The 26,609-nt window shown below is 32.4% G+C and carries 23 protein-coding genes and 1 riboswitch; of the genes, 15 read left to right on the plus strand and 8 right to left on the minus strand.

The window, feature by feature from the left end; all coding sequences use genetic code 11:
• The first annotated feature begins 286 nt into the window (after nucleotides 1–286).
• The 7 genes from BN863_RS08000 to BN863_RS08025 all read left to right on the plus strand — a co-directional run bounded on the left by BN863_RS08000 (nucleotide 287) and on the right by BN863_RS08025 (nucleotide 5,692).
• The gene (locus tag BN863_RS08000) at nucleotides 287–796 is read left to right on the plus strand and encodes a 2'-5' RNA ligase family protein (protein WP_038529404.1); all 510 of its coding nucleotides are present in this window, start codon (nucleotides 287–289) and stop codon (nucleotides 794–796) included.
• A gap of 421 nt (nucleotides 797–1,217) precedes the next feature.
• Nucleotides 1,218–1,592: a GreA/GreB family elongation factor gene (locus BN863_RS08005; RefSeq protein ID WP_038529406.1), complete on the plus strand. Its 375-nt coding sequence runs from the start codon at nucleotides 1,218–1,220 to the stop codon at nucleotides 1,590–1,592.
• 313 nt (nucleotides 1,593–1,905) lie between these two features.
• Nucleotides 1,906–2,040, plus strand: coding sequence for a hypothetical protein (locus BN863_RS18895; protein WP_262486724.1), 135 nt, complete (start codon nucleotides 1,906–1,908; stop codon nucleotides 2,038–2,040).
• Between the two features lie 115 nt (nucleotides 2,041–2,155).
• Entirely contained in the window at nucleotides 2,156–3,334 is a 1,179-nt protein-coding gene (locus tag BN863_RS08010) for a carboxypeptidase-like regulatory domain-containing protein (protein WP_038529408.1), read from the plus strand.
• A gap of 260 nt (nucleotides 3,335–3,594) precedes the next feature.
• Nucleotides 3,595–4,404: an alpha/beta hydrolase gene (locus BN863_RS08015; protein WP_038529410.1), complete on the plus strand. Its 810-nt coding sequence runs from the start codon at nucleotides 3,595–3,597 to the stop codon at nucleotides 4,402–4,404.
• Between the two features lie 195 nt (nucleotides 4,405–4,599).
• On the plus strand, nucleotides 4,600–5,259 hold the full coding sequence (locus BN863_RS08020; protein ID WP_038529412.1) for a hypothetical protein: 660 nt from the start codon (nucleotides 4,600–4,602) through the stop codon (nucleotides 5,257–5,259).
• A gap of 238 nt (nucleotides 5,260–5,497) precedes the next feature.
• On the plus strand, nucleotides 5,498–5,692 hold the full coding sequence (locus BN863_RS08025) for a hypothetical protein (RefSeq protein ID WP_148304582.1): 195 nt from the start codon (nucleotides 5,498–5,500) through the stop codon (nucleotides 5,690–5,692).
• A 143-nt stretch (nucleotides 5,693–5,835) separates the two neighbouring features.
• On the opposite strand, the gene BN863_RS08030 is transcribed toward BN863_RS08025, so the two are convergent.
• From BN863_RS08030 to BN863_RS08065, 8 genes are all read right to left on the minus strand, one after another.
• Nucleotides 5,836–7,203 carry an NAD-dependent succinate-semialdehyde dehydrogenase gene (locus BN863_RS08030; protein ID WP_038529416.1) on the minus strand — a complete coding sequence of 456 codons (1,368 nt, stop codon included), beginning with the start codon at nucleotides 7,201–7,203 and terminating at the stop codon, nucleotides 5,836–5,838.
• A 5-nt stretch (nucleotides 7,204–7,208) separates the two neighbouring features.
• Nucleotides 7,209–8,879, minus strand: coding sequence for an acetolactate synthase large subunit (locus BN863_RS08035; RefSeq protein WP_242404086.1), 1,671 nt, complete (start codon nucleotides 8,877–8,879; stop codon nucleotides 7,209–7,211).
• 21 nt (nucleotides 8,880–8,900) lie between these two features.
• Complete coding sequence (locus BN863_RS08040; RefSeq protein ID WP_038529418.1) at nucleotides 8,901–9,833, minus strand: DUF302 domain-containing protein; 933 nt, start codon at nucleotides 9,831–9,833, stop codon at nucleotides 8,901–8,903.
• A gap of 125 nt (nucleotides 9,834–9,958) precedes the next feature.
• Nucleotides 9,959–11,263 (minus strand): Na+/H+ antiporter NhaC family protein, encoded by a 1,305-nt coding sequence (locus tag BN863_RS08045; protein ID WP_038529420.1) that lies wholly within the window; start codon nucleotides 11,261–11,263, stop codon nucleotides 9,959–9,961.
• A gap of 44 nt (nucleotides 11,264–11,307) precedes the next feature.
• Nucleotides 11,308–11,405: riboswitch (SAM-I-IV-variant riboswitch) on the minus strand.
• Between the two features lie 103 nt (nucleotides 11,406–11,508).
• Nucleotides 11,509–13,233, minus strand: a complete 1,725-nt coding sequence (locus BN863_RS08050) for a hypothetical protein (RefSeq protein ID WP_038529422.1) — start codon at nucleotides 13,231–13,233, stop codon at nucleotides 11,509–11,511.
• Nucleotides 13,221–14,423 carry a DUF4249 domain-containing protein gene (locus BN863_RS08055; RefSeq protein WP_038529424.1) on the minus strand — a complete coding sequence of 401 codons (1,203 nt, stop codon included), beginning with the start codon at nucleotides 14,421–14,423 and terminating at the stop codon, nucleotides 13,221–13,223. Before BN863_RS08055 ends, BN863_RS08050 begins: the two co-directional genes overlap by 13 nt.
• A complete protein-coding gene (locus BN863_RS08060) occupies nucleotides 14,423–17,200 on the minus strand; it encodes a TonB-dependent receptor (RefSeq protein WP_038529426.1) in 2,778 nt (925 codons plus the stop codon). Before BN863_RS08060 ends, BN863_RS08055 begins: the two co-directional genes overlap by 1 nt.
• Nucleotides 17,201–17,206: 6 nt before the next feature.
• Entirely contained in the window at nucleotides 17,207–17,953 is a 747-nt protein-coding gene (locus tag BN863_RS08065) for a hypothetical protein (protein ID WP_038529428.1), read from the minus strand.
• A 555-nt stretch (nucleotides 17,954–18,508) separates the two neighbouring features.
• On the opposite strand from BN863_RS08065, the gene BN863_RS08070 reads away from it, so the two are divergent.
• From BN863_RS08070 to BN863_RS08105, 8 genes are all read left to right on the plus strand, one after another.
• Nucleotides 18,509–19,831 (plus strand): MFS transporter, encoded by a 1,323-nt coding sequence (locus tag BN863_RS08070; RefSeq protein ID WP_038529430.1) that lies wholly within the window; start codon nucleotides 18,509–18,511, stop codon nucleotides 19,829–19,831.
• A 228-nt stretch (nucleotides 19,832–20,059) separates the two neighbouring features.
• Nucleotides 20,060–20,896, plus strand: a complete 837-nt coding sequence (locus BN863_RS08075) for a 5'-nucleotidase, lipoprotein e(P4) family (protein ID WP_084817491.1) — start codon at nucleotides 20,060–20,062, stop codon at nucleotides 20,894–20,896.
• A 267-nt stretch (nucleotides 20,897–21,163) separates the two neighbouring features.
• Nucleotides 21,164–23,197: an ATP-binding protein gene (locus BN863_RS17990; protein ID WP_051774622.1), complete on the plus strand. Its 2,034-nt coding sequence runs from the start codon at nucleotides 21,164–21,166 to the stop codon at nucleotides 23,195–23,197.
• A 5-nt stretch (nucleotides 23,198–23,202) separates the two neighbouring features.
• Nucleotides 23,203–23,844: a response regulator transcription factor gene (locus tag BN863_RS08085; RefSeq protein WP_038529434.1), complete on the plus strand. Its 642-nt coding sequence runs from the start codon at nucleotides 23,203–23,205 to the stop codon at nucleotides 23,842–23,844.
• 361 nt (nucleotides 23,845–24,205) lie between these two features.
• Nucleotides 24,206–24,625: a hypothetical protein gene (locus BN863_RS08090; protein WP_038529437.1), complete on the plus strand. Its 420-nt coding sequence runs from the start codon at nucleotides 24,206–24,208 to the stop codon at nucleotides 24,623–24,625.
• 29 nt (nucleotides 24,626–24,654) lie between these two features.
• A complete protein-coding gene (locus tag BN863_RS08095) occupies nucleotides 24,655–25,272 on the plus strand; it encodes an SIMPL domain-containing protein (RefSeq protein WP_038529439.1) in 618 nt (205 codons plus the stop codon).
• A gap of 43 nt (nucleotides 25,273–25,315) precedes the next feature.
• Nucleotides 25,316–25,996 (plus strand): Lipl32 family lipoprotein, encoded by a 681-nt coding sequence (locus tag BN863_RS08100; protein WP_038529441.1) that lies wholly within the window; start codon nucleotides 25,316–25,318, stop codon nucleotides 25,994–25,996.
• Nucleotides 25,997–26,169: 173 nt separating this feature from the next.
• The gene (locus BN863_RS08105; RefSeq protein ID WP_148304583.1) at nucleotides 26,170–26,592 is read left to right on the plus strand and encodes a hypothetical protein; all 423 of its coding nucleotides are present in this window, start codon (nucleotides 26,170–26,172) and stop codon (nucleotides 26,590–26,592) included.
• Nucleotides 26,593–26,609: the final 17 nt, after the last annotated feature.

Consider the following 26,609-nt stretch of genomic DNA (forward strand, 5'->3'; position numbering starts at 1 on the left):
GTAACATTTAGAGATATCAGGTGTTTTATCTTATTTTTATTTGATAGATTTAATATCTAAAACACCTTAGTTTCTAATAAACTCAGACTTAAGATGAACAAAAGGGGTGATACCAAATAGAGCCCTGACATTTAAATGATGTACTGTTTTAATACAACCAATGCATCTTCAGCAATCAATATTAAAATAGATAATATGTGGTTGAAACGTTAAAAGGTAAGTGTATTACAACAGTACAGATATAAAACCGATTATAGAAAAGTTATGATGTAACAACCAACAAAACATGAACACTATTAGAACACAACTGACTTTATTTATTGAAGTTTCACAAGAACACATTGAAACAGTAAGAGCCACATATAATCCAGAGCAATACAAATTAATTTCTGCACACATTACGCTGTGTCGCGAAGACGAGTTAAAACCCTTTGATGAAATTATTGAGCGTTTAAAATCCATGTATTTAAAACAACCTCTCCGTATTACCTTAGGCGCTCCCGAACGGTTCGCAAACGGAACAGGTGTTTTTTTACCCGCGACGGGACCTAATATTGAGTTTAAAACTTTAAGAGAAACAATCTTGGGTACAAAGCAGATTAATGAACACTATCCACATGTAACTTTAATGCATCCACGTAATTCGACCTGTACAGATCCAGTATTTTCAGAAATTAAAAAACATAAATTCCCAACCGAATTATATTTTCATAAGATTAGTGTCATAGAACAAGTGCAAGATGGACCATGGCAAGTGTTAGATGACTATTATATTGCCGATAGAGTCGTTATTTAAATGTCATTACTAATTCAGAAATAGGATGCCCTGTCATCCATTTAAAGCAGTAGAGATTCTAATATACTCATCACTTTTATAGTGTTAATCTTAAATATATTGACTAAATTTGAGATGCATAATTATTTTACACATGGCAGCCTATCACTTTTATTATACTACAAGAAAACCTTTAGGGGTGGCGCTGTCATTATCGTATTTACATGACGATATTTTTTTAAAAAATTCAAAAGAGTTTATTGATTAATCCCTGTTCCGACTCAAGGCAGGGCTACATTTAAATATTCTCAAAATTTCAATCTTATTTTCTTCTTATTACCATTTTAGCACTCAAAAAGAGGCGCTCAATATTATGCGCGCGGTTTTGAGTGATTGAGTCAGAACGACATGGTATGAGGAAGGCGATTCAAAAAAAAATATTATGTCAGAAAATGTAATTTTAACCACAGGAATTTACGATATGATAAAAGATCATATCCGAAGAAAAAAAGTAAGCAAACAAGAAGAAGCACTTTTACTTTTAGAATTAAAAAACGCCAAACAAGTCCTTAGACGCGACTTACCAAATAATGTTGTTACGGTAAACCGACGTGTAAAAATTAAAGACCATACAGATAATAAAGAAAAAGAATACATGTTTGTGGCAACCACCAAAACAAATAATAAAAAAGGAAAATTATCTATTTTATGCGATGTTGCGGTGGCCACTATTGGTAGACAAGTAGGCGATATTATACATTGGCCTTTTAAGGATGGAGAACGAAAATTAGAGATTCTAATGGTTGAAACAATTTAACCATCCACACAATAGAAAAAGAGTCTTTGCTAACCTAAGTAAAGGCTCTTTTTGTATTTTAATGTAAATCTTACCAATCCTATTGTTTTGGAACAAAGATTATTTGTTAGCGAAAGTCAAGTAGGTGAGAAACTAAAAAAAAGAAATATTGATTTTAAACCTAATGATAATTTGCTGAGTGTGTTTTTGCAGCTCATCTAAGTTCATGAATCTGAACGAATTTTAAACTTCTTATGGATGATAATTAGAAAATCACTTATATATTCGTAATACAGAAATCCTTCAGTAAAAATATGCGTCTCTTAATTTATACTTGCTTAATACTCGTGTCTCAAATGGGATACGAGTATTAAAAGTTTCTGAAGTTGCTTCGGCTCATGAGCTTATGAATGTATTATTTGGAGACCATGACGATTTAATGGTGAGTAACGTAACCCTATGGAACTAAGTCAATAGACGTGTAGAAATTATATTTAAAAAAAACTAAAACAAACCTCGTCTGCAGGTATCAAGATTTTAATAAAAAAAGTTTTAAAAAAGTACTGTAATAGCACATTCATAATATGAAAACATTAATTACATCCCTTTTTGTTTGCTTGGCTTATACCTGTTTTTCGCAATCGAAGACCTTAGTTATTCTTGACCAAGCGTCTAAAGCACCTATAGATTTGGTACAAGTATATTACCCTGGTTTAGATATTGGAAGCATTTCTAATGCAGACGGTAAACTTAAACTACCTTTATTAGAACATGACATTGTGATTTCGCATATAAACTATATTGAACAGACCATGCCTTTTAATCGTTTTAAGGAGAACGACACTATATATCTAAATCCTAAAAACAATCAATTAGACGAAGTTGTTATTTATAACTTAAATTTAAAACAGAAGTTTAAAGACATTTTAGAACACAGTTATTTAAAAAAATACGCCACCGACAAGGTAATACACAGCAGCACATACAAAGAAACGTTTAGTGTAAACGATTCGTTATCAAGGATTTTTCAGGCACAGTTAGATTGGTTTAGTAAAAATTCACTGTTTAAATCGAATAGCCCAATAGACAAACAAAATATAATCAATTTAGAATCGGTAGATTATTCTAAAATAAAAACGCTTGATAGTTCTATAGCCACTACAAAAGCAGCATACGTAGAGAATAAAATATTCTTTCAGTTTATGCATTTAAATTTACTTTTAGAGCTACTCATTAATTTAACCGAAGATTATGAAATCGAAACTATAGAGCATAACAAACATACCAATACAGTATATTTTAATGCCGCTTTAAAGCAAAATGGTGAGCTGATTTACACGCATGATAAGAGTTTAATTGTTTTCGATAAAGATTATAAAGCTATAAAACAGTTAAAGTTTAATATGGTTTATAACACCGATTTTGAAGATGATATTTCAAGGATTAATAATATACCCTACAAAAAGAAAACGGACTATCATAGTATGGAACTTTCTTTTCATACGTTAAAAAACGGAAAATACTCTATAAGCTACTATATTTCAAAACTTAATGCCGTTATTGTTACAGAACACAATACCGATTATATTGTTTCTGAACAAAGTTTATTCGTTACTAAAAGTCGAGTAGGTGAGAAACTTAAAAATGGAAATATTGATTTTTATACACCTCTTTTTGAAAATATACCTAAAAGCTTAAATACTAATGATGTGAAAATATTATTAACCACTACTGAAAAAGATTTTTTAAATAAGTCGTTGTAGCTAAATATGACTTTAACAAACACATCCCGGAAATAAAAGGCTGGTACTGAAATTTATACAGGTTTAAAATCCATATTCTATTGTAGTTAAAGTATAATTTGTTATAAATCAGATTACAGATATTTAAAATTGCGTATTTTAGTTTTTATAATTATCTACATGTGCTGTTTGTGTGTTGGTTTTTATTCGTTGCATTGTCTTGACGAACACTAGCACAATTGGGTATTTAAACTGTTGCTAATTATTAAAAATCTATAGCTATGAAAAAAATATTAGTCTTATTGTGTCTTACTATTTTTTCCTTTGGCTGTAAAAATAAAGGGATTGTATATAATGATCCTATTCCAGAACACGACAGTTTAACTATAAGCTCCTCATATGTTAACGAAGACCGTGTTATTAATGTTTGGACACCACCAAACTACGATATGTCTACAGACCGTTTTCCTGTGCTATATATGCCAGACGGTGGGATTAAAGAAGATTTTCCGCATATAGCAAATACGTTAGCAAAACTCATAGCTGCACAACAGATTCCACCATATATTTTAGTGGGTATTGAGAATACAAACAGAAGAAAAGATCTTTCTGGCCCTACAGACGTTGAATACGACTTAACCATTGTACCTCATCCTGGAGGTTCAAATAACTTTAGAGGCTTTATTAAAAATGAGCTCTTTACAGAAATAAATAAAAGATATCGTACACAAGACAAACGCGCTATTATTGGAGAGTCTGCCGCAGGAATTTTTGTGATTGAAACCTTTCTTTTAGATAATGCTATGTTTGATTATTATATCGCTATGGATCCTGCCTTATGGTATAATGAGCAGTATTTGGTTAAAAATTTTGAATCCTTGGCAAAAGACGATTACGGACAACAAAAGAAACTGTGGTTTGCTGGATCTGATGCTGTAGACATTGCGCAGCATACGAAAGCGCTTAATGAAACATTAAAACAATTGGATTTAGGATTGCAATGGAAATACTCAGATGAGCCTAACGAGCAACATAACACGATTTTTAGAGCTACTAAAGAAAAAGCTATGATATGGGCGTTGAATGAATAAATACAGTAGTATATCAAATTTAAAATGCATTCATACATTATGAAAGGTTAGCGTCTGTAACCTGAAACTAAAGGTGTTTAAATTAAAAAGTTTCACTAGTCTTATCAATTCATCCTTGTTAAATGACGATTGAGAATCTTAAACTTCTAAAAGCAGTAGAATAATCGGAAATTTGAACTGATAAATTTAATACACATGGAAGAAACGATTAAGATTTTAATCTACATACACGCTTTTTTAGGTGGTATAGGATTAATTACTGGAGTTTGGAGTGTTTTAGTTAAGAAAGGAAGTCTGATGCATAAAAAGATGGGAAAAATATTCTCAATAGGAATGATAGGCAGTACTCTGATTTCTATACCAATCTCTTGGTTGCCTAATCATGAAAATCTTTTTTTATTTTTAATTGGTTTATTTACAATATATCTTGTTTTGGCAGGAAATAGAGCGTTAACGTTTAAGACTAAAGACAAAGCAGATTGGATTGATAAACTTATTTCTGGAAGTATGTGTTTCTTCTCGTTTGTTATGATCAGTATTGGAACTTACGGCTTAATTCGGGGCAATTCGCTTAGCGTGTTATATCTGTTTTTTGGAGGTTTCGGTTTGTTATTATCAATTAAAGATTTCATCTTTTACAATACCCCAAAACGATTTAAACAAGCTTGGCTAATATCTCATATTGGTAAAATGATTGGTGCTTTAATTGCATCGATTACGGCTTTTATAATTGCTGGTTTAGGCATCGGACATATAATCGCTTGGACTGTACCTACAATTCTAGGCAGTATTTATATTATATATTGGAAACGAAAAGTCCGTAGTAAAAGAGTTGTAAAGCGCACTTTAAACTAACCTATTAAATCGCTTTGTAACATGGTAATAAATAGTATTATTTATATTTAAGTAACATTGGGTAATCTATTTAAAAACAAACGAGTAGTTAAAAGATATGGAAAGTAATTCAATATATGCATGTAAGATTGAAAAGTCGAAAATTAATAACAATTATACGGTCTGATTACCCGAGCAACCAGATTATGTGCTTGTCGAGGAATTATGTGATACGTATAGATTACATCAAGGCACGGTTTTGGAAAAGCTCTTTAAAACTGCAGCGCGAGATAAAAACTTAGATGTTTCTGAAGTTTACTTTCAGCCTGAAGGCGATGTATTTGTGTCGTATACCCGTGATTATGACGTAGCAGTAAAAATGAGTGCTGTTTTAAACACACTCATTTCAAATGATGATTATCTAACGTTTGTTATCAGTCAAACGTGTTCTTAATAACACCTAATTACATTGTATTAATACTTTACTTTTTTGCATTACCTAAAAAAGTAACATAAACGACTTAGCATTAAGCTGTTTAACCGCTCTATTATTACAGGACGATAAGTCGTTTATGTTCTGCTTGTATATTATAAGTCTTAATCTACCCAAATGGTTTTGGTATTCACAAACTCTTTAATGCCGTAACCAGAAAGCTCACGACCGAATCCACTGGTTTTTATACCACCAAAAGGGAGTCTTGGGTCGGATGCCACTAGCTTATTTACAAAACAACTTCCTGCTTCTAATTGTAAGGCTATTGTTTCACCTTTCTTCTTGTCGCTTGTAATCACACCTGCACCTAAACCAAACTTAGAGGTATTGGCTAATGCAATAGCATGTGCTTCATCTTTAGCACGGATTACAGACGCTACCGGTCCGAATAACTCTTCGGTAAATGCTTCCATACCATCTTCTAAATCCGCTAAAATAGTAGCAGGGTAGTAGGCTCCTTTCTGTTTAGGGATTTCACCACCTAAAATTAATTTACCACCTTGAGCGATGGTTTTTTTAACTTGTTCATGCAATTCATCTCGTAAATCCAAACGGGCTAAAGGACCGTAATATGTATTTTCATTTGTAGGTTCTCCCATTTTGGCGCCCTCCATTTTCTCTTTATATAACTTTAAAAAATCATCGTATATTTTATCTAAAACAATAATACGTTTCGCAGCGATACAAGTTTGTCCGTTATTTTGTAAACGTCCAAGTGTTGCTAATTCTACAGCCTCTTCCAAGTCGGCATCGTCTAAAACAATATAGGCATCATTTCCGCCCAATTCTAATACCGTTTTCTTTAAGTTTTTACCAGCTATGGAAGCAACAGATTGCCCTGCAGGACCACTACCTGTTAGCGTTACGGCTACAATGTGTTTATGTTCAATAACAGCTTCAATAGCATCTGATTCTACATTTAAATTAGAAAAAATGCCTTTTGGGAACCCTGCCTTAATAATAGCAGCTTCAATAGCAAAAGCACACCCTTGCACATTAGAAGCATGCTTTAAAACTCCTGTGTTTCCCGCCATAAGCGCAGGTGCTAAAAACCGAATAGCTTGATAGAATGGGAAATTCCAAGGCATAACAGCCAATACAACACCTAGAGGTTGAAAGGTCACATAACTTTTTTCGGCTTCTGTATCTACTGAAGTGTCTGCTAATAAATCTTTAGTATTGTCTGCGTAATACCGACACACCCACGCACATTTTTCAACCTCTTTTCTGGATTGAGCAATAGTTTTTCCCATTTCTGAAGTCGCTATTTGGGCATAATGTTCAGTGTTCGTTTCAAATTCCTCTGCCAGTTTATGCATTAATTGTGCACGCTCATCTAAAGAAGTTTGTTTCCAAGTTAAATAGACTTGATGCGCGTCTTCAATTTTAGACATCGTTTCAGATGTGGTTAAACGCTCATATTCCGCTATTTTTTCTTCAGTTGCAGGGTTTATTGAAATTGATGTATTCATGGTGTTTAAGATTTTAATTGTTCTGAAAATTCTTTAATAAGTACATTTAAGATTTCATGATTTAACGAATAATCGATAGCTAAATCGATAACGTGAATGCCTTTAGCATGTAATGCGTTGTTTAATGCTGTTTTAAATGCGGCTACCGAATCTGGTTTGTATCCAACAGCACCAAAACTTTCAGCTAATTTAACAAAATCTGGGTTGGTATATTCCAATCCGTATCTAGGAAAACCTTCGTCTTCTTGTTTCCACTCAATCATGCCATACCCATTATCATTTAAAATAATAACTACAAGATCTAATTTTAGTCGAGAGGCGGTTTCAAGTTCTTGAACATTCATCATAAAGCCACCGTCTCCATTTATAGAAATCACCTTTTTATCAGGTTTTAATGCTTTAACCATCATTGCCGACGGCAAACCAGCGCCCATAGTCGCTAAGGCATTATCTAAAATTAATGTGTTTTGTTTATAGGCTTTGTAATTTCTAGCAAACCACAATTTATACATCCCATTATCTAAAGTTACGATACCGTCTTGCGGTAAGGTTTCGCGTACTATTTTTACTAAACGTTGAGGAAGTATAGGAAAACGGTTATCGTCTTCGTAGGTCGTTAAGTGCTTACACACATTATCTTTAACCCGAAGGAAAAACGTATTATCCCAAGACTTTGCGACTGGTTTTAAAGCTTCTGTAAGCTGATTAACACTGCTAGCAATATCTCCTATAATATTTAAATGAGGGAAATACAGCTGATCTATTTCTGCGGCAAAATAATTAACATGAATCACCTTTTGGTTGCGTTCTGCTTCCATTATAAATGGAGGCTTTTCTATGGTATCATGCCCTATATTTAATATTAAATCCGCTTGATTCACGGCTTCATGCAGAAAATCGTCGTTAGACAATGCAGCAGTTCCTAAATATAACTCATGACGTTCATCAATTATACCTTTTCCCATTTGTGTATTAAAAAACGGAATTTCTAATGTATCTACAAATTCAGTAAGTGCTTTACTCGTACGGTTCCTATTAGCCCCAGCTCCAATAAGTACTAAAGGTTTGGACGCTGATTTTATTAGAGACACAGCTTGTTGTATCGCTTTTAAATCGGCTATAGGTTTTCTGTCGTTTACAACATCAAACACTCTGAGTTCGTCTAACTCTTCTTGAGCGATATCTTCCGGTAGTTCAATATGTACTGCACCTGGACGTTCTTCTTGCGATAAGCGAAACGCTTCCCGAACCATGGAAGGGATATGATTGGCATGTGTAACTTGCTTGGTATATTTGGTTAAGGGTTGCATCATTTCTACGACATCTAGGATTTGAAACTTCCCTTGCTTGCTTTTTTTAATCGGTTTCTGCCCTGTAATCATAAGCATGGGCATCGCACCTAATTGTGCATAGGCTGCAGGCGTCATTAAATTTGTTGCGCCTGGTCCTAAAGTCGATAAACACACCCCTGGTTTCCCGGTAAGACGGCCATAAGTAGCTGCCATAAACCCGGCACCTTGTTCGTGCCGGGTAAGTATGAATTTAATCTGTTCTGATTTCCTGATGGATTCTAGAATATCTAAGTTTTCTTCTCCTGGAAGTCCAAAAATATATTCGACTCCTTCATGTTCTAATGCTTTGACAAAGACATCTGAGGCTTTCATTTTAGTGTTCATAATGGTATGTTTTAGTAACTATTATGATTCTGAAGCTCCTGAATTTGCTATGTTTTCTAAGGCCTGAGAAATGGTTTCTAAAGTGTCATCATTATCATCTACATCATGACGTTCTGCTAAATAAAATGGGTCATTATAGATAATATGCACTTTACCCTCAGCATCTTGATATACTAACATTTTTTGAGGTAAATCTAAAGCCATGGTTCTAGATTCATTCATTAAAGGTGTTCCTAAAACGGGATTTCCGAATATAATAAGTTTTGCTGGCATTAACTCCATACCAATACTTTCGGCATTGGCTTGATGGTCTAATTCTGCCATGATGCTTATTGGCTCTAGATTATTTAAGGTGTTAATGATGTTGTTATAAGTGGTATCAAAATCATTTGAACTAGCAACAGAGACAATACCTTTTGAACCTTCATTTTCTATAGGATTAAGAACAACAGCCTCACCGGTTGCAGACTCTACAATATTCGCTAGAGCATTTTCAATCATTTCGGTAGACGATACTGTTCCTAAACTGTGTCTGTTGATGATATAATCTACAGAATTATAAGTTACAACTGTATGATTATCTTCATCTGTATAGACGCTAATACGTTGCGGAAGATCTAAACCCGCCTGAATATTATCTTGCATAAGTGGTGTCCCTAAAGCTGGGTTTCCAAAATACACGGTTCTTGTATAATCTAGACTTAAACCCGCGTTTTGAGCATTTGCAGAATGATTCACTTCAGCAACAATTCCAATATTATCATTGGCATTTAAAGTCGCAGTAATCGCATTATATATGTTGGTGGGGTCTTCATTAGTTTCTGAATACCCAATTCCGGCTGTTTCAGGAGTGTCGTTATCGGGGATTTGTGTCGATTTATCATCGTCGCTATCGCAAGATGTAATTAGTAATAGTGCACTAAAAAATATGGATGTAAGTGTTAATGTTTTCATGGTATCTATTTTTAATTACACGCAATGTAAGGAAGCTTGTATTTAATTATTAGCACTATCACTGATAAAATTGACGTGATAACGCACCATGTTCTTGAGGTGTTCTAATACTTATAATTCAGGAACTAAGATGCTCTTAATGGCTTGAAACAGATAAAAGCTACTGTGTAAAATAGTAAAAAGACCAAGTACCACGTATTGCTCACCAAGTCTAAGTAATTTAAACCTTGATTAGAAAAACTAAGAATCATTAATACTTGAGCACCATAGGGCAATACCCCTTGAGAAATACATGAAAAAATATCTAAAATAGAGGCAGTTCGTTTATTATCTAATTGATATTCGTCGTTAATGGTTTTACTAATCGGACCAGCAATAATGATGGATACTGTATTATTAGCAATGGCCAAATTGATGGCACTGACTAAGGTGGCGATTCCAAATTGTGCCGATGTTTTGTTTTTTATGCGTTTTTTAATATTGACTAAAATATAATCGATACCACCATGCTTTTCAACTAATGCAGCTAAACCTCCAGTAAGTAGCGATAATAGGAATATCTCGGTCATGTTTGTAAATCCGGTATAGGTGATATTAGTGGCTTCAAGCAATGTAAAATCGCCATACATTAAACCTAGAACCCCTGCAGATACACTGCCTAAAAGCAAGGTTACAAACACATTAACACCTACTATTGAAAGTATAATTACAAGTATGTAAGGCACTATTTTTATAATGGTGTAACTCTGAACAAGCAATGTTGTATTGTCATCAGATTTTAAGTCCAAACCTTGAAAAATTAAAACGGCAATAGTTAGTAATGCAGCAGGTAACGCGATTTTGATATTCTGTTTGAATTTATCACTCATTTTACAACCTAAAGATTGTGTTGCTGCAATGGTGGTGTCGGAAATCATAGATAAGTTATCACCAAACATACTGCCTCCTAATAATGCTCCACACAGTATGGCTAAATCGGCATTACTCTTTTCTGCAACACTAACTACAATAGGTGCTAGCGCGACGATAGATCCCACGGAAGTTCCTGTAGACACCGATAAAAAACCAGCAATAATAAAAATACCGACATAAATATATTGAATCGCTATATAGTCTAATCCTAGATTTACAATAGCATCTACACTACCAGTTGCTTTAGCAATGGCTGCAAACGCACCAGCGAGTAAATAGATTAAACACATGGTTAAAATCTTATAATCGCCACACCCTTTTAAAAGTGTTTTTATTTTAGAATCTATTGATTGTCTAAAGAGCAGAAAGGCTGCAATAATTCCTATAATTACGGCTATAGGAGAGGGTAAAGCGTAAAAATCGTCTTTATAAATACCAACGCCTAAAAATGTAAATACAAATACGAATAGCGGTATTAATGCTGAAAATTTAGGAGTTCCGGAGTTACTGTTTGCCATTATAATTAATTTTAAGAGACTATAGTAGCAAATAAGTAGAAAGATGAGTTAACATGTGTTCCAAGTAATTGGCTTATCTATTTAGCACCTTGCTCGTTATTGCAGGTTGCTATCTCTTGTCTTGAGATTCTTGATAATTATTTTAAGGGCGCAAAAGTATTTGTTTTAATCAGAAATACAGCTTTAAAATCTGTTAATTTTTTTAATGAATCAATCAGGTGAATAAAAAGAAAACTATGTAATTATTAGTCTTTAACATCTATAGTCTTTTTTATAACCACATGTTTTCCTGAAAGCGTGAAGCCTTCTAACACTATTTCGTAAGTTCCTGTTACACTTGAAGTGTAAAATTCGATATTTTTGGAATTAGTATCCATTACTAATTTAGGCAGCCATAAGAGTTGTTTTCTATAATCTGGAATTCTATTAAAAGCGGTTAGTTCTGTATCGTATTTTGGTGAATAAAAAAGTTTAGAATTAAGTGGAGCATCAAGATTGAGGTATATTTTATTATCAGCGTTACCTTCTAATACAAAATCTCCATTTTTTGTTTTAATATCTATAATTCCATAATAAACACTAGGACCATAAAAATAAGTGTCGCTTAAAATACTTATGCGTTCTATATTTCTAGCATCGTAATTCATAATATCTTCATTATTCTGAATTAATATACCATCAAAAAGCACCAAAGGATCGTAACCAGAATAATAACTTGTTTGGTCTTCAAGTACTTTAAATTTAAGGGAGCCTTTGCTTTTTCGAATAGCTCCAGATTGAATGATTTCGACAAAAGTTTCTTTTAAAGTTGGGAATCTCTTGTAATCATCTAATACGTATTCAACATCTGGCTCAACATAAAACAAAGAAGAAGGTAGCCTATTTATTATACTATCTTTTTTAGAGTTAAAATATGCATTCTCTATTTGGGTATATTTACTTGTAGTTGTTAACCAATCTTTTAAATTTGGATTTAAATACACAGATTCAAAGCGAAGATTAGTAAAATCGTAAACTTCTGGATTATCTAAAACAATTTTGTATTCACTGTTCGTTGTTTTATCTATAACTTGTATTAATACATCTGTGCTCGTATAATTCTCAGATAGACTAAAATAAAAGCGACCTGAATTGTTTGTTTTTACATTCTTTAATATAAACTCTTTACCTGGAATAGAAAGAGAAACAACAGCATTTCTTACCAAAGAATCATTCGATTTATTTTTAACAGTCCCTGATATAATTTCTCCTCTTAATTCAGGTAATGTATTAGAACTATCAATTAATTTTATAATATTTTCACCTTCAACTGTTGAGTTGTTTTTAATTTCTAATGGGGATATTTTTCTTACCGATAAAGCATAATTTCCATTGTATAAATCTACGTTGTTCGTTGTTAAACGAATAGAAGATAAACGCCTAGGTTTTAAACTTTCCGAATTAGTTTCTATTGTAATACCTGTAGGTTCTATTGGTTTAGAATTTACAGCGCTATTTTTAGATTTTGAAATAGCTATAGATTTGGTGTCTTGTATATTAGAATGTTTTAAAAATGGATTTATAATATAGACATCACTAATAAAAACAGCATCTTCATTTTTCATCCATTTTGTATACGCAATGAGTTTGTATTGTCCTGTTTCAATATCAGCAGGAATAAAATAGTCGCCAGACCCGAGCCCCTCATCTAGTTTTAATTTATGGTTAAAAAGGAAGTCTCCATCTTGTCCAATTAATTCTACATATCCAATCTTACTTATACTACTTGGTTTATTGTTTTCAATTAAACTGTAAAAGTTATAATATAAGGTTTCACCAACCAAAAATGTATTCGCATTATGACTTAGATGTACTGTTTCTCTAGGAATTGCATCTAATGTATTAACGTTGACTTGCCCGTAAACAAGAATATTTAAAAAGCACAATAGTATTGTAACTTTTATAGTTTTATGTTTTATTAATCTTCCCAAAATTCTGGTTTTATACTGGTTCCAAATACTGAACAATCCATACAGTTTCGCTTTGCAACGGTGTAAATCGTCGAATCATCGGGATGATCGTATACTGTATATTGACTTGATAAATAATTATATAATTGAAGAGACTGATTGTCGTCGTCGTCGGTTTCAGATTTGTCAAAGGTTTGTGCATCGCAATCAATGATATATGGAGGAATATCAATGCCGATATCTTTATAATTGAAAAATATTCTTTTAGAATCTACTGTAGACACATCAAAATATCCTATAACCTTTTTGTTTTCATTTGTAGTAGAACTAATATTTCCTTGAATAAATCCAGGTTGATTATCTAATAAAACACTATCGTCACCTTGAAGTTCTTTTAAAATCCTGTAAAAATTATAAGCATTTGCAGATTGCACATACTGCCTAACTAAAATACTATATCTGTTTTTAAAAACACTATAATTGTTATGACTTGTAAAACGAATAGGAAAACTTACAATTTGATCGCCTGTAACCACATCTTTATTTGCTAAAATAATTCCTGAATAATTTGTTGGATAACATATTTCTTGCATTTCGGGATTTGGAAAAATAGAGACATCATAATGTATTGTACCATCGAACCCCTCTATAACATTTATTAACTTGCTATCCATACCTGTGTAGTAAGGTGCAATTAGCTTGTATGTTTCGTCGTATTCATATCTAAAAAATTGTGCATCGCCTAAATTGTTGTTAGTATCTACAAAAATTTGCACACCATAATCGTCTCCTAAATTTACTAATTCGGGATACAAATTATCTATAGAAGCTTCACTTGGTAAAAGCTCTTCTGTAGAGACATATTGTGTGCCGTCGGTAGTATTTATTATTAACTGATAGGTGACATCTTTTAAAGCTTGAAACTCTAAATTGGATACATACACACCGTTACCAGTATCTTGAAAAACATACTCGTTGTTTTTGCTATCTAATATTTTGACATCGGCATTTTCTTCTACAATAACATCACTACTTTCAAGCCTAAACGTTCTAGAAAGTTTTATTTCGTGCTTTTTAAACTCATTTGTAAAAGTAGCTTCAACTACTAATGCATCTTGAAAATCTTCGGTTTTTAATTCTATTTGTTCTGTGCAATTAAGCATAGAAAAACCTAAGATGACAAGAGATAATATGATAAATTTATGTGTCATTAAAACTTGAAATTATATGTTATTGTTGGAATTGGCACTGAAAATATAGAAGATTGATAGGCTTCAATTTGTCCGCCTTCATTTACAAAGAAAACAGAGTATGGATTATTTCGTCCTAATACATTATAGATGGAAATATTGATGAAACTGTGTGCTAGTTTTTCATTTTTATGATTTCCTTCAATGTTTAATCCCACATCTAGTCTAAAATAATCTGGTACTCTAAATTTATTTCTATCACTATACAGTACATTTTCTGTACCTGTAAATTCATATTTCCCAATAGGGTAGGTAACAGGTCTCCCTGACTGGTAATTGAAGTTAAAAGAGACACTATAACGTTCTGTAATTCTATAATTAGTAACTAAATTTAAATCGTGTGGCCTATCTTGATTAGCCGCGTAATATTCACCTCCATTAACTTGATTTGTTAAAAATTCACTATCCAGTTTTATTAAGGTTCTCGAATAAGAATATCCTAACCAACCATTTAATCGGCCTAAACTCTTTCTAAGAAGGAATTCAACCCCATAAGCTTTTCCTTCTCCAGTTAATAATTCTGTTTCTATATTATTGTTTAAAACCAGTTCTGCTCCAGTTTTAAAATCAAGAAGATTCTTCATTTTCTTGTAATAACTTTCAAGACTAATTTCGTAATCACTGTTTTCAAAGTTTTTAAATAAACCAATCGATACTTGTTGCGCTTTTTCAGGCTTTAAATTAGGATCTGATAGTTTCCATGAATCTACAGGAGATGCTGTAGTGTTTGTAGAAAGCAAGTGTGAATATTGAATAGTTGTGCTGTAACCTGCCTTTAAAGACAGATTATCATCAAGGAAATATCTACCAGAAAAACGGAATTCTGGACCGCCATATGTTTGTATAACTTCGTTATTATTGTATTGTTTTGTTTCTGTAATTGTTTCTTCACTTATCGGCAAACTTGGATCGTAATAATTTTGATCTTTAGGGCCTAAAGATAAATAAGTGGAAAATCGTAACCCTAGATCGAATGATAGCTTATCGTTGACTTCAAATAAATCTGAAATAAACAATGCCGATTCTAATCCTTTCTCTTTACCAATACTTTCTTGTCTTATTACAGATTCTGCACCTAAAGGTTCTATAGAACCTGGCTGAATTTTATATAGCTTACTGCTTAAACCATATTCAATTTTATGCTTTTTATTTAGGTTGTATTTTGCCTTTAATTTTAACTGACTTTCATTTATAGTATAACCATAATCGAAATTAGTGTTAAATGCACCATCGTATAAAATATTATAGCTATACTGACTTGTTGCAAATTGGGTTTCTAGACTGTTTTTCTCATTAAATTTGTGATCCCATTTTATAGATCCAATCAAGTTTCCATAGCTGTAAATAGAATCTGAGGAAATACTAAATTCATCTTTACTAAAATATGCAGTGGCCTGAATGTTGTTGTTGTCGTTAATCTTATGTTCGTATTTTAAAGCAGCATCATAAAAAGACGCATTACTGTTTTTTATCGATTTGTCTTTTAATTGATTTAATATCCAATCAGAATATGTTGCTCTTCCACCAATCATTAAAGCGCTTTTTCCTTTAACAATAGGAGTTTCAATAGCTAAATTAGCAGTAACCGGACCAATGCTTCCTTCGCCAGAAAATTCATTCTTATTAATGTCTTTGGTAGAAATATCGATTACAGAAGATAATCTTCCTCCAAATTCCGAAGGAATTGTTCCTTTATAAATTTCTACATTCCCAGAAATAAAAGGATTTATAGCAGAAAATACACCAAAGAAATGTGATGGATTATATATTACAGCATCATCAAAAAGAATTAAATTCTGATCTGCTTTTCCTCCTCTAACATTATAGCCAAGTGCACCTTCACCAGCACTTTTAACACCTGGCATAGTAGTCGCTACCTTTAAAATATCCCGTTCCCCTAAAACCAAAGGAATAGTTTTAATGCTTTCAACATCTATTTTTGTAACACCAGAAACCACTCTTTTAATATTCTCATCTCTGTTAGACTGTATAAGAACTTCTTCTAGTTGCTCTAAATTTTCATTAAGGTCAAAACTAAAAGTACCATCTCCGTACACAATAATTTGCTTTTGAATTTTTCCATGTGATAGCGAAGATGTTTCTAAAATGTGAAATCCAGAAGGAAGCTCTAAACTGTAGTAACCATTTGCATCGGTAGTTGTATTTACATTTTTATCTTTAACGTAAACGGATAGATTTTCTATTCCTTTTCCTGTATTAAAGTCTTCTACATTTCCAGAAATAGTATACTTATTTTTTAAAGCTTGGTCGTTTTCTTTACCTATTGAATATACTCGGCTATCTAATTCATTATAGTGTGTTGTATATTGTTTTTGTAACACAGGTGCTGTAATGGCGTCTTCAGTAACTTCTGAGATTACTTCGGTTTTAGTATCGTCTTCAGAAAAATAATTAAGCGGTAATTCTTCTCTAATATTATTGTTTTTTGTTAAGATGATATTACGATCTATAATAGTGTAATTAATAGGAGTGTCTTCTAAAATACCGTATATAATTTCTTCTTTAGTTGCACCGGTAAACGTTTTTGATATTAATGTGTCGCCAAACCAAGCTTCATCAAAGTAAAAAACGAAATCTATCTTTTTTTCTAATTGCAGTAGCGCATCTATATGCGTAACATTTTCAAAAACTATGGATGTTTTTCTATCAGATTGACTAAATCCAAATTGCACTATCAATAAAAGTAAAAATGCTAAAAATATTTGTCTTGAATTCATACTATTTTAAGCATTAATATTATCTAAGGTGAATAAAATTGTTTTAAAGAACTGTTCTCTATTTATTCTATAAAGGTTTTTATTTTCTTTATAAAAAGATTGAATTAATTTCTTTTGTGAATTAAAAATAGATGTAAGGTCTTTTATATTATTTATCTGATAGTAAGTATCGTCTTTTTGCAGAAAGTAATTTTCTTTAGAATTGAATGTGTAATAAACTTTGAGTTGGTCAATTACTTCATTTTTATCTTTTATGTATTTTGTAAATAGTGTATAATTTGTTCCTTTAAAACTTTCTTTAAAATATCCATTTCTGTAATAGCGCTCTAATACCTCGTGATTAGGTAAATGAATAAATTTGTCTCCAGCTAAAGTAAACTCGGCAACCAATTCAGAATTTAAACTAACATAACTTACCTTTTCATTAATTAATTCTACAATAATTAAATCATTTAATATATCATATTTAAATTCAACACCGTAATAAGGCTGTTCGCTATAAACTATAGAACCTTTTAAAAATATATCGGAGTTATAAAATTTATGGTTTTCTTTTTTTAAACTTCTATAAGTGTCCAAATACTCTTTGCCATTAATTAAATTAATATTTTGACTTAAAGTATCATAAGTTTTATAATAACTTTCTGTAGAAAAATCTGTTTGAGCAAAAACAAAACTGGATAAAAACACACTACATAACAGTGTAAAATTAGCATGTTTTTTTTTGCTATTGTTTAGTAAAAAAGAGGTCATAGATAACAATTAGCCGTGAATATATAAAATTAATGTTAATTTAAATTTAAATATTTTTCTTGAATAAGACCCTTAATATTATACTGTATGCTTGTTTTAAGCTTTAGGCGTGTTAAATTTATTAAGTGAGCAAAATGATTGAATTTAAATATGAAATTTTAAGAAAACACCCTTCTAAAATGTAATTATCGAAATAATTTAAACTATATATATATTTGACTGATTTATTGAAAATATATTACAATAGGCTTTCAGTTTTTGTTACAGAATTTATAAAAAAAAGTAAATCAGAGATGCTCTAATAAAGTAAATGTCGTTAGCATTAGGTCGTTCAATAATCCCAAAACACAAGGTTTGCGTTATCTTCATTCTTAGTGGTAAAATATGTTCCGTCTATACTGCATGAGTTATTAATCCTTATCGTTAGTATTGCGATTGATCTATTTTAATAGATATAAAATAGAAACTGTTAAGTAAAAGTTTAAAGCGAAAAAAGAATCATTTATTTTATGGCACTGATTTAAAACTGTTACTTTTATACCCTCAAATTTTAATATGTCTACGCCCAATAAATTCTCTTTTGTTAATCCTAAAAACGTTCCTTTTTTCTATGGCTACATTGTGCTTTTTATAGGAAGTATTGGTGTGCTTGCGAGTATTCCGGGGCAAACGGTTGGGGTGTCTGTTTTTACCGACCCGGTAAAAGATGCTTTGGGCTTAAGTAGAAATCAGTTTAGTAATGCGTATATGATTGGAACTATACTAAGTGCCTTTTTTGTATCGAAAGCAGGTATTTTATTCGACCGCTATGGTGCGCGCTATGTGGCCTTTGGTGCTACTGTTGTATTAGGGATGTCATTACTATTGTGTTCTGTTGCTGTAGAAATTAGTCACGCTATTAACACGCTTTTAAAGATATCTACTTGGATGGTTCCGTTTGGTGTTATGTGTGTCTTGTTTTTTTGTATTCGATTTAGTGGACAAGGTGTTTTAACAATGGCATCTAGAAACATGATCATGTTGTGGTTCGATAAAAATAGAGGTAAAGTTAATGCTTTAAGTAGTGTAACTGTTTCTCTTGGATTTTCGAGTTCGCCTTTAGTTTTAAATTATTTAATTGATAATCATGGATGGGAGCGGAGTTGGCAAATTCTGGCTGTATGTCTATTTGTGTTTAGTTTTGGTATCCTGCAATTGTATAGAAATAAACCAGAAGATTTTAATATGGTTCCCGATGGTGTAAAAACGCCCGAAACCAGTGATGAAGTACAAACAATTACAGAACCACTTAAAAAGGTACTCAGGCACTTTACTTTACACGAAGCAAAACAAACCCGCGGTTTCTGGATGTTTAGTTTAATTTTAGCGTTTAATAGTTTTTTTACTACAGGATTTACATTTCACGTGGTGTCTATTTTTGGGAGTCAAGGGTATTCCAAAACCCATGCCATTGCTATTTTTATCCCCATTTCTATTATCGCGTTATCAGTATCTACATTATGTAATATTTTAAGTGATTACATCAGTCATAAAATATATTTATACGTTATGATTGGTGGTGGTATTTTAGCATCTTGCGGATTAATGTGCTTGTCGCATCCGTTTGGCGTGTATGCATTAGTGGCTGGCTTAGGACTATTAAGCGGATTATTTGCTGTAATTAATGCAGTAACTTGGCCAAGATATTATGGTCGTTTACATTTAGGTGCTATTACCGGAAAAGTAATGAGCTTTTTAGTGGTAGCAAGTGCCATTGCACCAAGTTTGTTTAGTTATTGCTTTAGCACGTTCGGTTCTTATGCTTATATAAGTTACATGGCTTTGGGGTTCTTGTTGTTTTTAACAGTGGGTGCTATAGCTGTAAAGAATCCGCAGTAGTATTAACAGCTTTTCTATTGATATACTATATTTGACAGTGTATTTATATAATCAGCAATCTACTATTAATTTTATGAACTGATTATTTCTAGAAAAAGCAGTTGTAAAACCAAAAAGTTTGGGATGAGAATAGGGAGGAAAGCAAATCAAGTGTTTCTAAAAATCGGCACTTAAAACAATATTCTTCCTCTCACATATAAACAGACATAAAAAACAATCCATATCGTTATGAAACGTATACTACCATTTTTAGCTATTTCTATCTTAATTAGCTGCTCGCCTAAAATCTCTGAATCGTCGCATGCAATACAAAGTGGTACAGCTGCTGTAAAACAAGAATTAAGCGTACCAACCCAAGAGAATTTAATGTTGGCTGTGTTGTGGCAACAACTAGCTTCCGAGTACAAAGCGTTGTGTTATCAGTCTTATAATCTTGCTCGACTGCGCTTAGACCAACACCTGTTAGAGCATGATAGCAATATGCCACTAGCAATAATAACCGATATAGACGAAACGGTTCTTGATAACAGTCCGTACTCAGGGAAATTAATTGAAACTGATATAAAGTTTACAGCTGAAAGTTGGGATACATGGGTTAACTTAGAATCTGCAGAGCCTGTACCCGGAGCAGTCGATTTTTTAAATTATGCTGCGAGTAAAAATGTTGATATATTTTACATTTCTAATCGTGAATATTCACAGACTCAAGCAACCATTAATAATTTAAAAAAAGAAGGTTTACCTTTTGCTGATGCAGCACATGTATTGCTTCAAACCGATACTTCAAATAAAGATTTAAGACGACAAAGTGTACTAAAAACACACCATGTCATTATGTATCTGGGAGATAATCTTGGCGATTTCGACAGTGTATATGATCATAAAACAACCCCAGAACGCCATAAGATAACCGATAGTTTACAATCTAAATACGGAGCTTCGTATATTGTATTTCCTAATCCTATGTATGGCGCTTGGGAATATGGATTGTATAATAAAAACCCATATGGCATTAATGACGTTAAAAAGGATTCTCTAAGAAGAGCCAAATTAAAATCGTATTAATCGCATTGAACCTGTTTTGAGTGCGATGCTGAATGTATTTCCGCATTTCATTTTTAATATATTTAAGTATTTCAGAATCCATTTGATATTAAAATACAATGCCGTTAGCCCAAACATGTGAATTGCGTATTGTCCTGTTTTTTCGTAAAACACATAAAACACGGTTTTCGGGGATAATTAGTCGTACTACATTGCCTACATTTGCGCATGCGTTTTAAGTCCCAAAACATACTTTTATTTTTTTGTATCTGTTACACGTCCATATGTATGGCGCAAAGCACGACAGTTATTGAGGTGGAAAATCAGAAAATAGACTCCCTGTTTTACTATTTCAATAATGGCTCCGATAAAAAAGCATATCAAGAGGCGCATCGTTTGCTACCTCAGTTTAAAACCAATAAGGCCATAGTAAATACAAATTTTCTATTGGCTTACTATCACAATCGTTATGCAGCAATAGATTCTTCTATTTATTACACTCAAAAAGCACTTAAAAGTAGAGCCTCGGTAAACGATTCTTTAAGCATTCGATTAACCATTTTAGCCTATCAATTACTTGCTATAAATAATAAAAATAAGGGCTTATATCACGAAAGTAAAAAGTGGCATATTCAGGGAGCCGAACTTAGTGAAGCCCATAACGAGACCAATTTATATTACTCTCACATACACGGACTAGCAAGTACTTATATTGCGTTGGGTAAAAACACCGAAGCTTTAGAGCTTTTAGAAAAATGTATTACATATTCTAACGATCAAGAAATTATTTTAGGAAGCTATATCAATTTAGGTTCCATTTATTCATCACTAAATCAATACAAAACCTCTAATACCTATTTGCAGAAAGCTAAAGAGATCTGCGAACAGGATCCTCATCAAAAACAAGCCTTAATAAACGTTATCATTAATATAGGCGATAACTATATAAACAAAGGCGAATCAGATAAAGCTTTGTATCAATTTTACGAAGCCAAAAAAATAAGTTTCGATAATGGGTTTCATAATCTAGATCTTATTATTTCAGACAAGATTGGTACTGTTCTGTACAATGAAAAACGCAATACCGATGCCCTTTTAATCTACACCAGTGCATTACCAAAAGCAATGAGTTTAGGGTCTTTAGATGTCTTAATGCACACCTATTTGATGTTAGAAAAGTTATCGGTTAGAAATGACGATTACAACAATGCGTATCACTACGGGAAACGCTATTATAAGATTAAAGACTCTATAGAAAACTCTCAGAAAGAGAAAGAAATAAATAGTTTAGAAGTTCAGTTTGAAACGCTTGAAAAGGAGAAAAAAATAAAGTTATTAGAGATTGAAAACTTAAATAAGAGTTTAAACATTAAAAATAAAGATGCAGATATAGAGAAGTACAAACTGCAGCAAGCCATTATTGCAAAACAAAACGAGAACCAGGTTTTACAATTTCAGAATAAAGCCGAAAAACGTCAAAGCGAGATTGCTCTACTTAAAGAAAAAGAAGCCTTAAAGGCGGTAGAACTAGACCGCGAAAAAACCATTAAATATGTGGTGCTGGTAGCGTTTTTTATTCTATTGGTTCCCATTGTGGCGCTTTTAATTATCTATTACCAAAAACTACAAGCACAAGGGTTACTTAATTTAAAAGAAAAAGAGATTAACGAACAGCGCGTCAATTCATTAAAAAAAGATCAGGAATTAAAACTTATCAAAGCTTCTGTAGAAGGACAAAATCAGGAGCGTAAAAAAATTGCGCAAGAAATGCACGATAGTATAGGTGGTAATTTAGCGGCTATAAAATTACAATTCAGTCAGCTAACAAATCATCCAGAAAAGATGGCGTTAATTTACAGTCAGTTAGACGATACTTACGAGCAAGTACGGAACCTATCGCACAATCTATTACCAAAGAAAATAAGAGAAAAACACCTTGTCTTTTTAATTAAGGAATATATTTACACGGTAGAAGATGCTAGCAACATCACTATAAACGTGTCGTTTTTCGACGAAGCTAAGATTAACACCCTAAACAAAAATTTACAAAACGAATTGTTTTCAATATTTCAAGAATTGACCACCAATACGCTTAAATACGCTAAAGCTAAAACCATAGACATTCAGTTAGACCTCCTAAATGCCTGTATCTTTTTTGTATACGAAGACGATGGAATTGGCTTTGATGTTTCTAAAACATCTTTAGGTATAGGCTTAACCAATATCAAGCAGCGGGTAGCAAGTTATAATGGAACGTTACATATAGATTCTAAACAACATCGTGGTACAAGTATAAATATTGAAATTCCCCTAAACGCCTAATTAAAATGAAGCATAATCTTATCATAGCCGACGACCATAAAATGTTTTTAGACGGCTTATTAAGTATTCTAAGCACAGAAAGTGATTACGATATTGTATACACCGGAAAACACGGTGGCGACGTTCAGAAATATATTTCTATCAATACTGAAGAACAAATAGATTTGGTTATTACCGATGTGACCATGCCAGAGATTGATGGCATTGAACTTAATAAATGGATTAAAAATAGCTCTAGGGATATTAAAACGTTAGTAGTGAGTATGCATAATTCGGCAGAGATTATAGACAATCTTATTGCGAACGATGTCGATGGATATCTTCAGAAAAATGCACAAAAAGAAGAGTTTCTAAAAGCGATTAAAACCATTTTAGGTGGTGAAAAATATTTCTCTAGAGAAATTAAAGACATCTATCTTAAAAACAAATTCGAAAAACAAAAAGATCAGGACATTAAACTTACAAAACGCGAAGTAGAAGTCATCTCGCTTATCGCAGAAGAATTTACCACACAAGAAATAGCAGATAAGCTGTTTTTAAGTAAACACACCATAGAAAGTTACCGCAAAAACCTGATTACAAAACTGAATGTGAGAAACCTAGCTGGTCTCACCAAATACGCTATTAAAAAAGGGTATGTTTCTTAATAATCTACCGTAAATTATACACCAAAAGGTACTATTTAAAATAGTACCTTTTTTATTTTATCTATCTGTATAAAAAAGCATCGGAGTTCTATATCTAGAACATATCATGGTTATGCTTAATTTTTAAAATAATAGACTTCAAAGTAAAACCATAAAATGTAGTGCATTCATTAAGTTACTCAAAATCAGTGTAAAATTTATAACACTCACTGTTTTCAGGGATATGCACTTTCACCAAATAAGGGGTTAAACAGCAGAGGCTATTCGTCTAAATTTGCTTCAGAATTTGAAACGCATCACAAAACTAGATGATGTTATCATTAAGAAAAACGAAACAACTTTTAACCTTTAAAAACACCTTATGATTTTCGGAATTACACTCATCGTATTAAGTATTATTGCAGTACCCTCGTTATTATTATCTAAAAAACCTAATGCCAAAGAACTCTTAGAAAAAATAGAACCTTACCAAGGATGGATTGGTTTAATCTTTTGTTTTTATGGAATTTGGGGTATCGTCTTTTCAATTTTAAACTTGGGTTGGATTTCAACATTTCCAATCTGGTGGGGAACCTTATTAGCAGGAAACATCATTCAAGCCGTATTAGGATTTATGTTGGGCTTTAGTTTAATCAACAAATATGTATTATCTAAAAACGATACCGTTAAAGACAATGCAATCATTCTAAGAGAAAAACTTGCGCCTAAACAAGGTAAACTAGGTCTTATTGGCATAGTTGTAGGGATTTGGATGATAGTCGCTAATATTTTATTCTTTTAATATTATAATCACTTTAAAACTAATTTATTATGAAAAATATCATGTACGCCATCATCTTAATGTTTGCTTTACCAAGTATGGCACAAAACAGTAAAAACACAATTACAGTTGTTGGAGAAACAGAAAAACATGTGACCGACGACAGTTATACCATTTTAATAGCCTTACAACAAGTTATGGTTTACGAGGGACAAGGCGAAGTAGAAGCCACCTCTTTAGATGTGGTAAGAGAAAATTACATTAAAAAGACAGAAGAAGCAGGCATAGATTTTAACAATTTTAAAAAAAATACACATTATGAGTTTGCCATGTCGTATTCACAAAACAGAGAAACTGCCTGTTACTATTTAAAAACCTCAGACGAAGCTGAAGTTAGAAAAATAGTAAAATTAAAATCTGCTGGAATGTCTGTGGTCAATGTCGATGTAGAAACCAAAGATTTAACAAGTCAAGAATTGGTAGCGCTTTCTACAAAAGCTATTGCCAATGCAAAAGAAAAAGCAGAGGCTATGGCTAAGGCACTAAATAAAAATATTGGGGAGATTGTTAGCATTAACGATACAAATAGCAGCGAACAATATGTGCAAAGTTATGGCACTTTACCTACACAAATCCATAGTGTATCTGTGTCTTTCGAATTACTATAAAATTACAAATGTCTATATATTAACATAACACCAAAACACAAAAATGAAAATTAAATTACTAGTATTATCAGTATTCGCTATCTGTTCAGTTTTTAATGCAGAAGCACAAAAATTAAACAAGTTTGGAAGTTCTATAGAGAAAAAAGTTGGACCAAAAACCATTCAAGTGCCTTACACAGACGTTATTTCTTATTTAGGCTATGCGGCTGCAGGTAACGAAGATGAAGTCGTAGACGGTAAAAAATTCTATTACATTTACTTATGGATTCCAGCTGTAGCACCAGAACTTGGTGTAAGAATGTTGTCGCCTGTAGCTAAAACAAAAGTAAAAAATGCAATAGAATCTGCGGATTACAAAGACAACGCATCATCTAGCGATTATTTTGATACATACATAACTTTAGAACGTTCTACTATTTTTACTAAAGAAGACATTTCTGAAGCGGCTGTAAAAAGCGCTACGTGGACAACACTTGCTAGTAACGACGACAGTAGTGAAATGCCAAAACAACCAAGCGGAAGTAGTTACAATTCTTTATTGAGATACGAAAGTGAAGTTGGAAATCCTACAAAAGCTTTAACTGTTGGTTTATACCGTATCGGATTTACAACCTATAAAACAGGAGAAGTTAATGGAACATTTTTAGCCGAAGTTGCTGCACCAGTAAAATTACCAGGTGTGGTTATGGCTAAAACTATTGAAGAACTTAAAAAAGGACTATAATCAAACCATACATTTGTAATGATAATCAACATCTCTTTATGGCAAATAGAGAGGTGTTTTTTTATTTTTCCAGATTTACTTTAAAGCTTAAATCCACTGTTTTAGATTAGGCCTTATTACACCTTTTAGTTTATAAATTATACTACTTTAGAACCTTAAAATAAATTTATCCCATGTCAGATTTTCTCTCGATACTATTAATTATGATTGGTGTAGGTCTTTTATTCCTGCTTCCAACTGCTTTTATTGGTGGTAAAATAAGTTTAATAGTTGTAACTATAATACTAACAGCAATTAGTGCTTTTCTGCTAATCTACGCAAAAGCATTAGGAAGTTCTTTTGCTAATGGTGGTGGGGGTTCTTCTAAATCTTTCGATTGGGATCTTATGTTTATGGTCTTAGCATATGCTGCCTTGTATGCATTTATTGCTTATGGTTGTTTTTGTTTAAAACAGGTAACTTATGGTATAGATGGCTATAAACTTAAACTATTAATTTGGGGTGTAATCTTATTAGGATATCCAATGTATCTATCTATTAGCGCTGCGAGTAGTTTGTACAACACACAAAAAAAAATTATGAAACCGAAATTATAATTGCACATCCCATAGAT

Origin of the sequence: Formosa agariphila KMM 3901 (assembly GCF_000723205.1) — a bacterium.
Lineage (GTDB): Bacteria > Bacteroidota > Bacteroidia > Flavobacteriales > Flavobacteriaceae > Formosa > Formosa agariphila.

Coding starts and splice junctions, on each gene's coding strand:
- BN863_RS08000 (WP_038529404.1), top strand. CDS start 287: ATGAACACTATTAGAACACAACTGACTTTATTTATTGAAGTTTCACAA.
- BN863_RS08005 (WP_038529406.1), top strand. CDS start 1,218: ATGTCAGAAAATGTAATTTTAACCACAGGAATTTACGATATGATAAAA.
- BN863_RS08010 (WP_038529408.1), top strand. CDS start 2,156: ATGAAAACATTAATTACATCCCTTTTTGTTTGCTTGGCTTATACCTGT.
- BN863_RS08015 (WP_038529410.1), top strand. CDS start 3,595: ATGAAAAAAATATTAGTCTTATTGTGTCTTACTATTTTTTCCTTTGGC.
- BN863_RS08020 (WP_038529412.1), top strand. CDS start 4,600: ATGGAAGAAACGATTAAGATTTTAATCTACATACACGCTTTTTTAGGT.
- BN863_RS08030 (WP_038529416.1), bottom strand. CDS start 7,203: ATGAATACATCAATTTCAATAAACCCTGCAACTGAAGAAAAAATAGCG.
- BN863_RS08035 (WP_242404086.1), bottom strand. CDS start 8,879: ATGAACACTAAAATGAAAGCCTCAGATGTCTTTGTCAAAGCATTAGAA.
- BN863_RS08040 (WP_038529418.1), bottom strand. CDS start 9,833: ATGAAAACATTAACACTTACATCCATATTTTTTAGTGCACTATTACTA.
- BN863_RS08045 (WP_038529420.1), bottom strand. CDS start 11,263: ATGGCAAACAGTAACTCCGGAACTCCTAAATTTTCAGCATTAATACCG.
- BN863_RS08055 (WP_038529424.1), bottom strand. CDS start 14,423: ATGACACATAAATTTATCATATTATCTCTTGTCATCTTAGGTTTTTCT.
- BN863_RS08060 (WP_038529426.1), bottom strand. CDS start 17,200: ATGAATTCAAGACAAATATTTTTAGCATTTTTACTTTTATTGATAGTG.
- BN863_RS08065 (WP_038529428.1), bottom strand. CDS start 17,953: ATGACCTCTTTTTTACTAAACAATAGCAAAAAAAAACATGCTAATTTT.
- BN863_RS08070 (WP_038529430.1), top strand. CDS start 18,509: ATGTCTACGCCCAATAAATTCTCTTTTGTTAATCCTAAAAACGTTCCT.
- BN863_RS08075 (WP_084817491.1), top strand. CDS start 20,060: ATGAAACGTATACTACCATTTTTAGCTATTTCTATCTTAATTAGCTGC.
- BN863_RS17990 (WP_051774622.1), top strand. CDS start 21,164: ATGGCGCAAAGCACGACAGTTATTGAGGTGGAAAATCAGAAAATAGAC.
- BN863_RS08085 (WP_038529434.1), top strand. CDS start 23,203: ATGAAGCATAATCTTATCATAGCCGACGACCATAAAATGTTTTTAGAC.
- BN863_RS08090 (WP_038529437.1), top strand. CDS start 24,206: ATGATTTTCGGAATTACACTCATCGTATTAAGTATTATTGCAGTACCC.
- BN863_RS08095 (WP_038529439.1), top strand. CDS start 24,655: ATGAAAAATATCATGTACGCCATCATCTTAATGTTTGCTTTACCAAGT.
- BN863_RS08100 (WP_038529441.1), top strand. CDS start 25,316: ATGAAAATTAAATTACTAGTATTATCAGTATTCGCTATCTGTTCAGTT.
- BN863_RS08105 (WP_148304583.1), top strand. CDS start 26,170: ATGTCAGATTTTCTCTCGATACTATTAATTATGATTGGTGTAGGTCTT.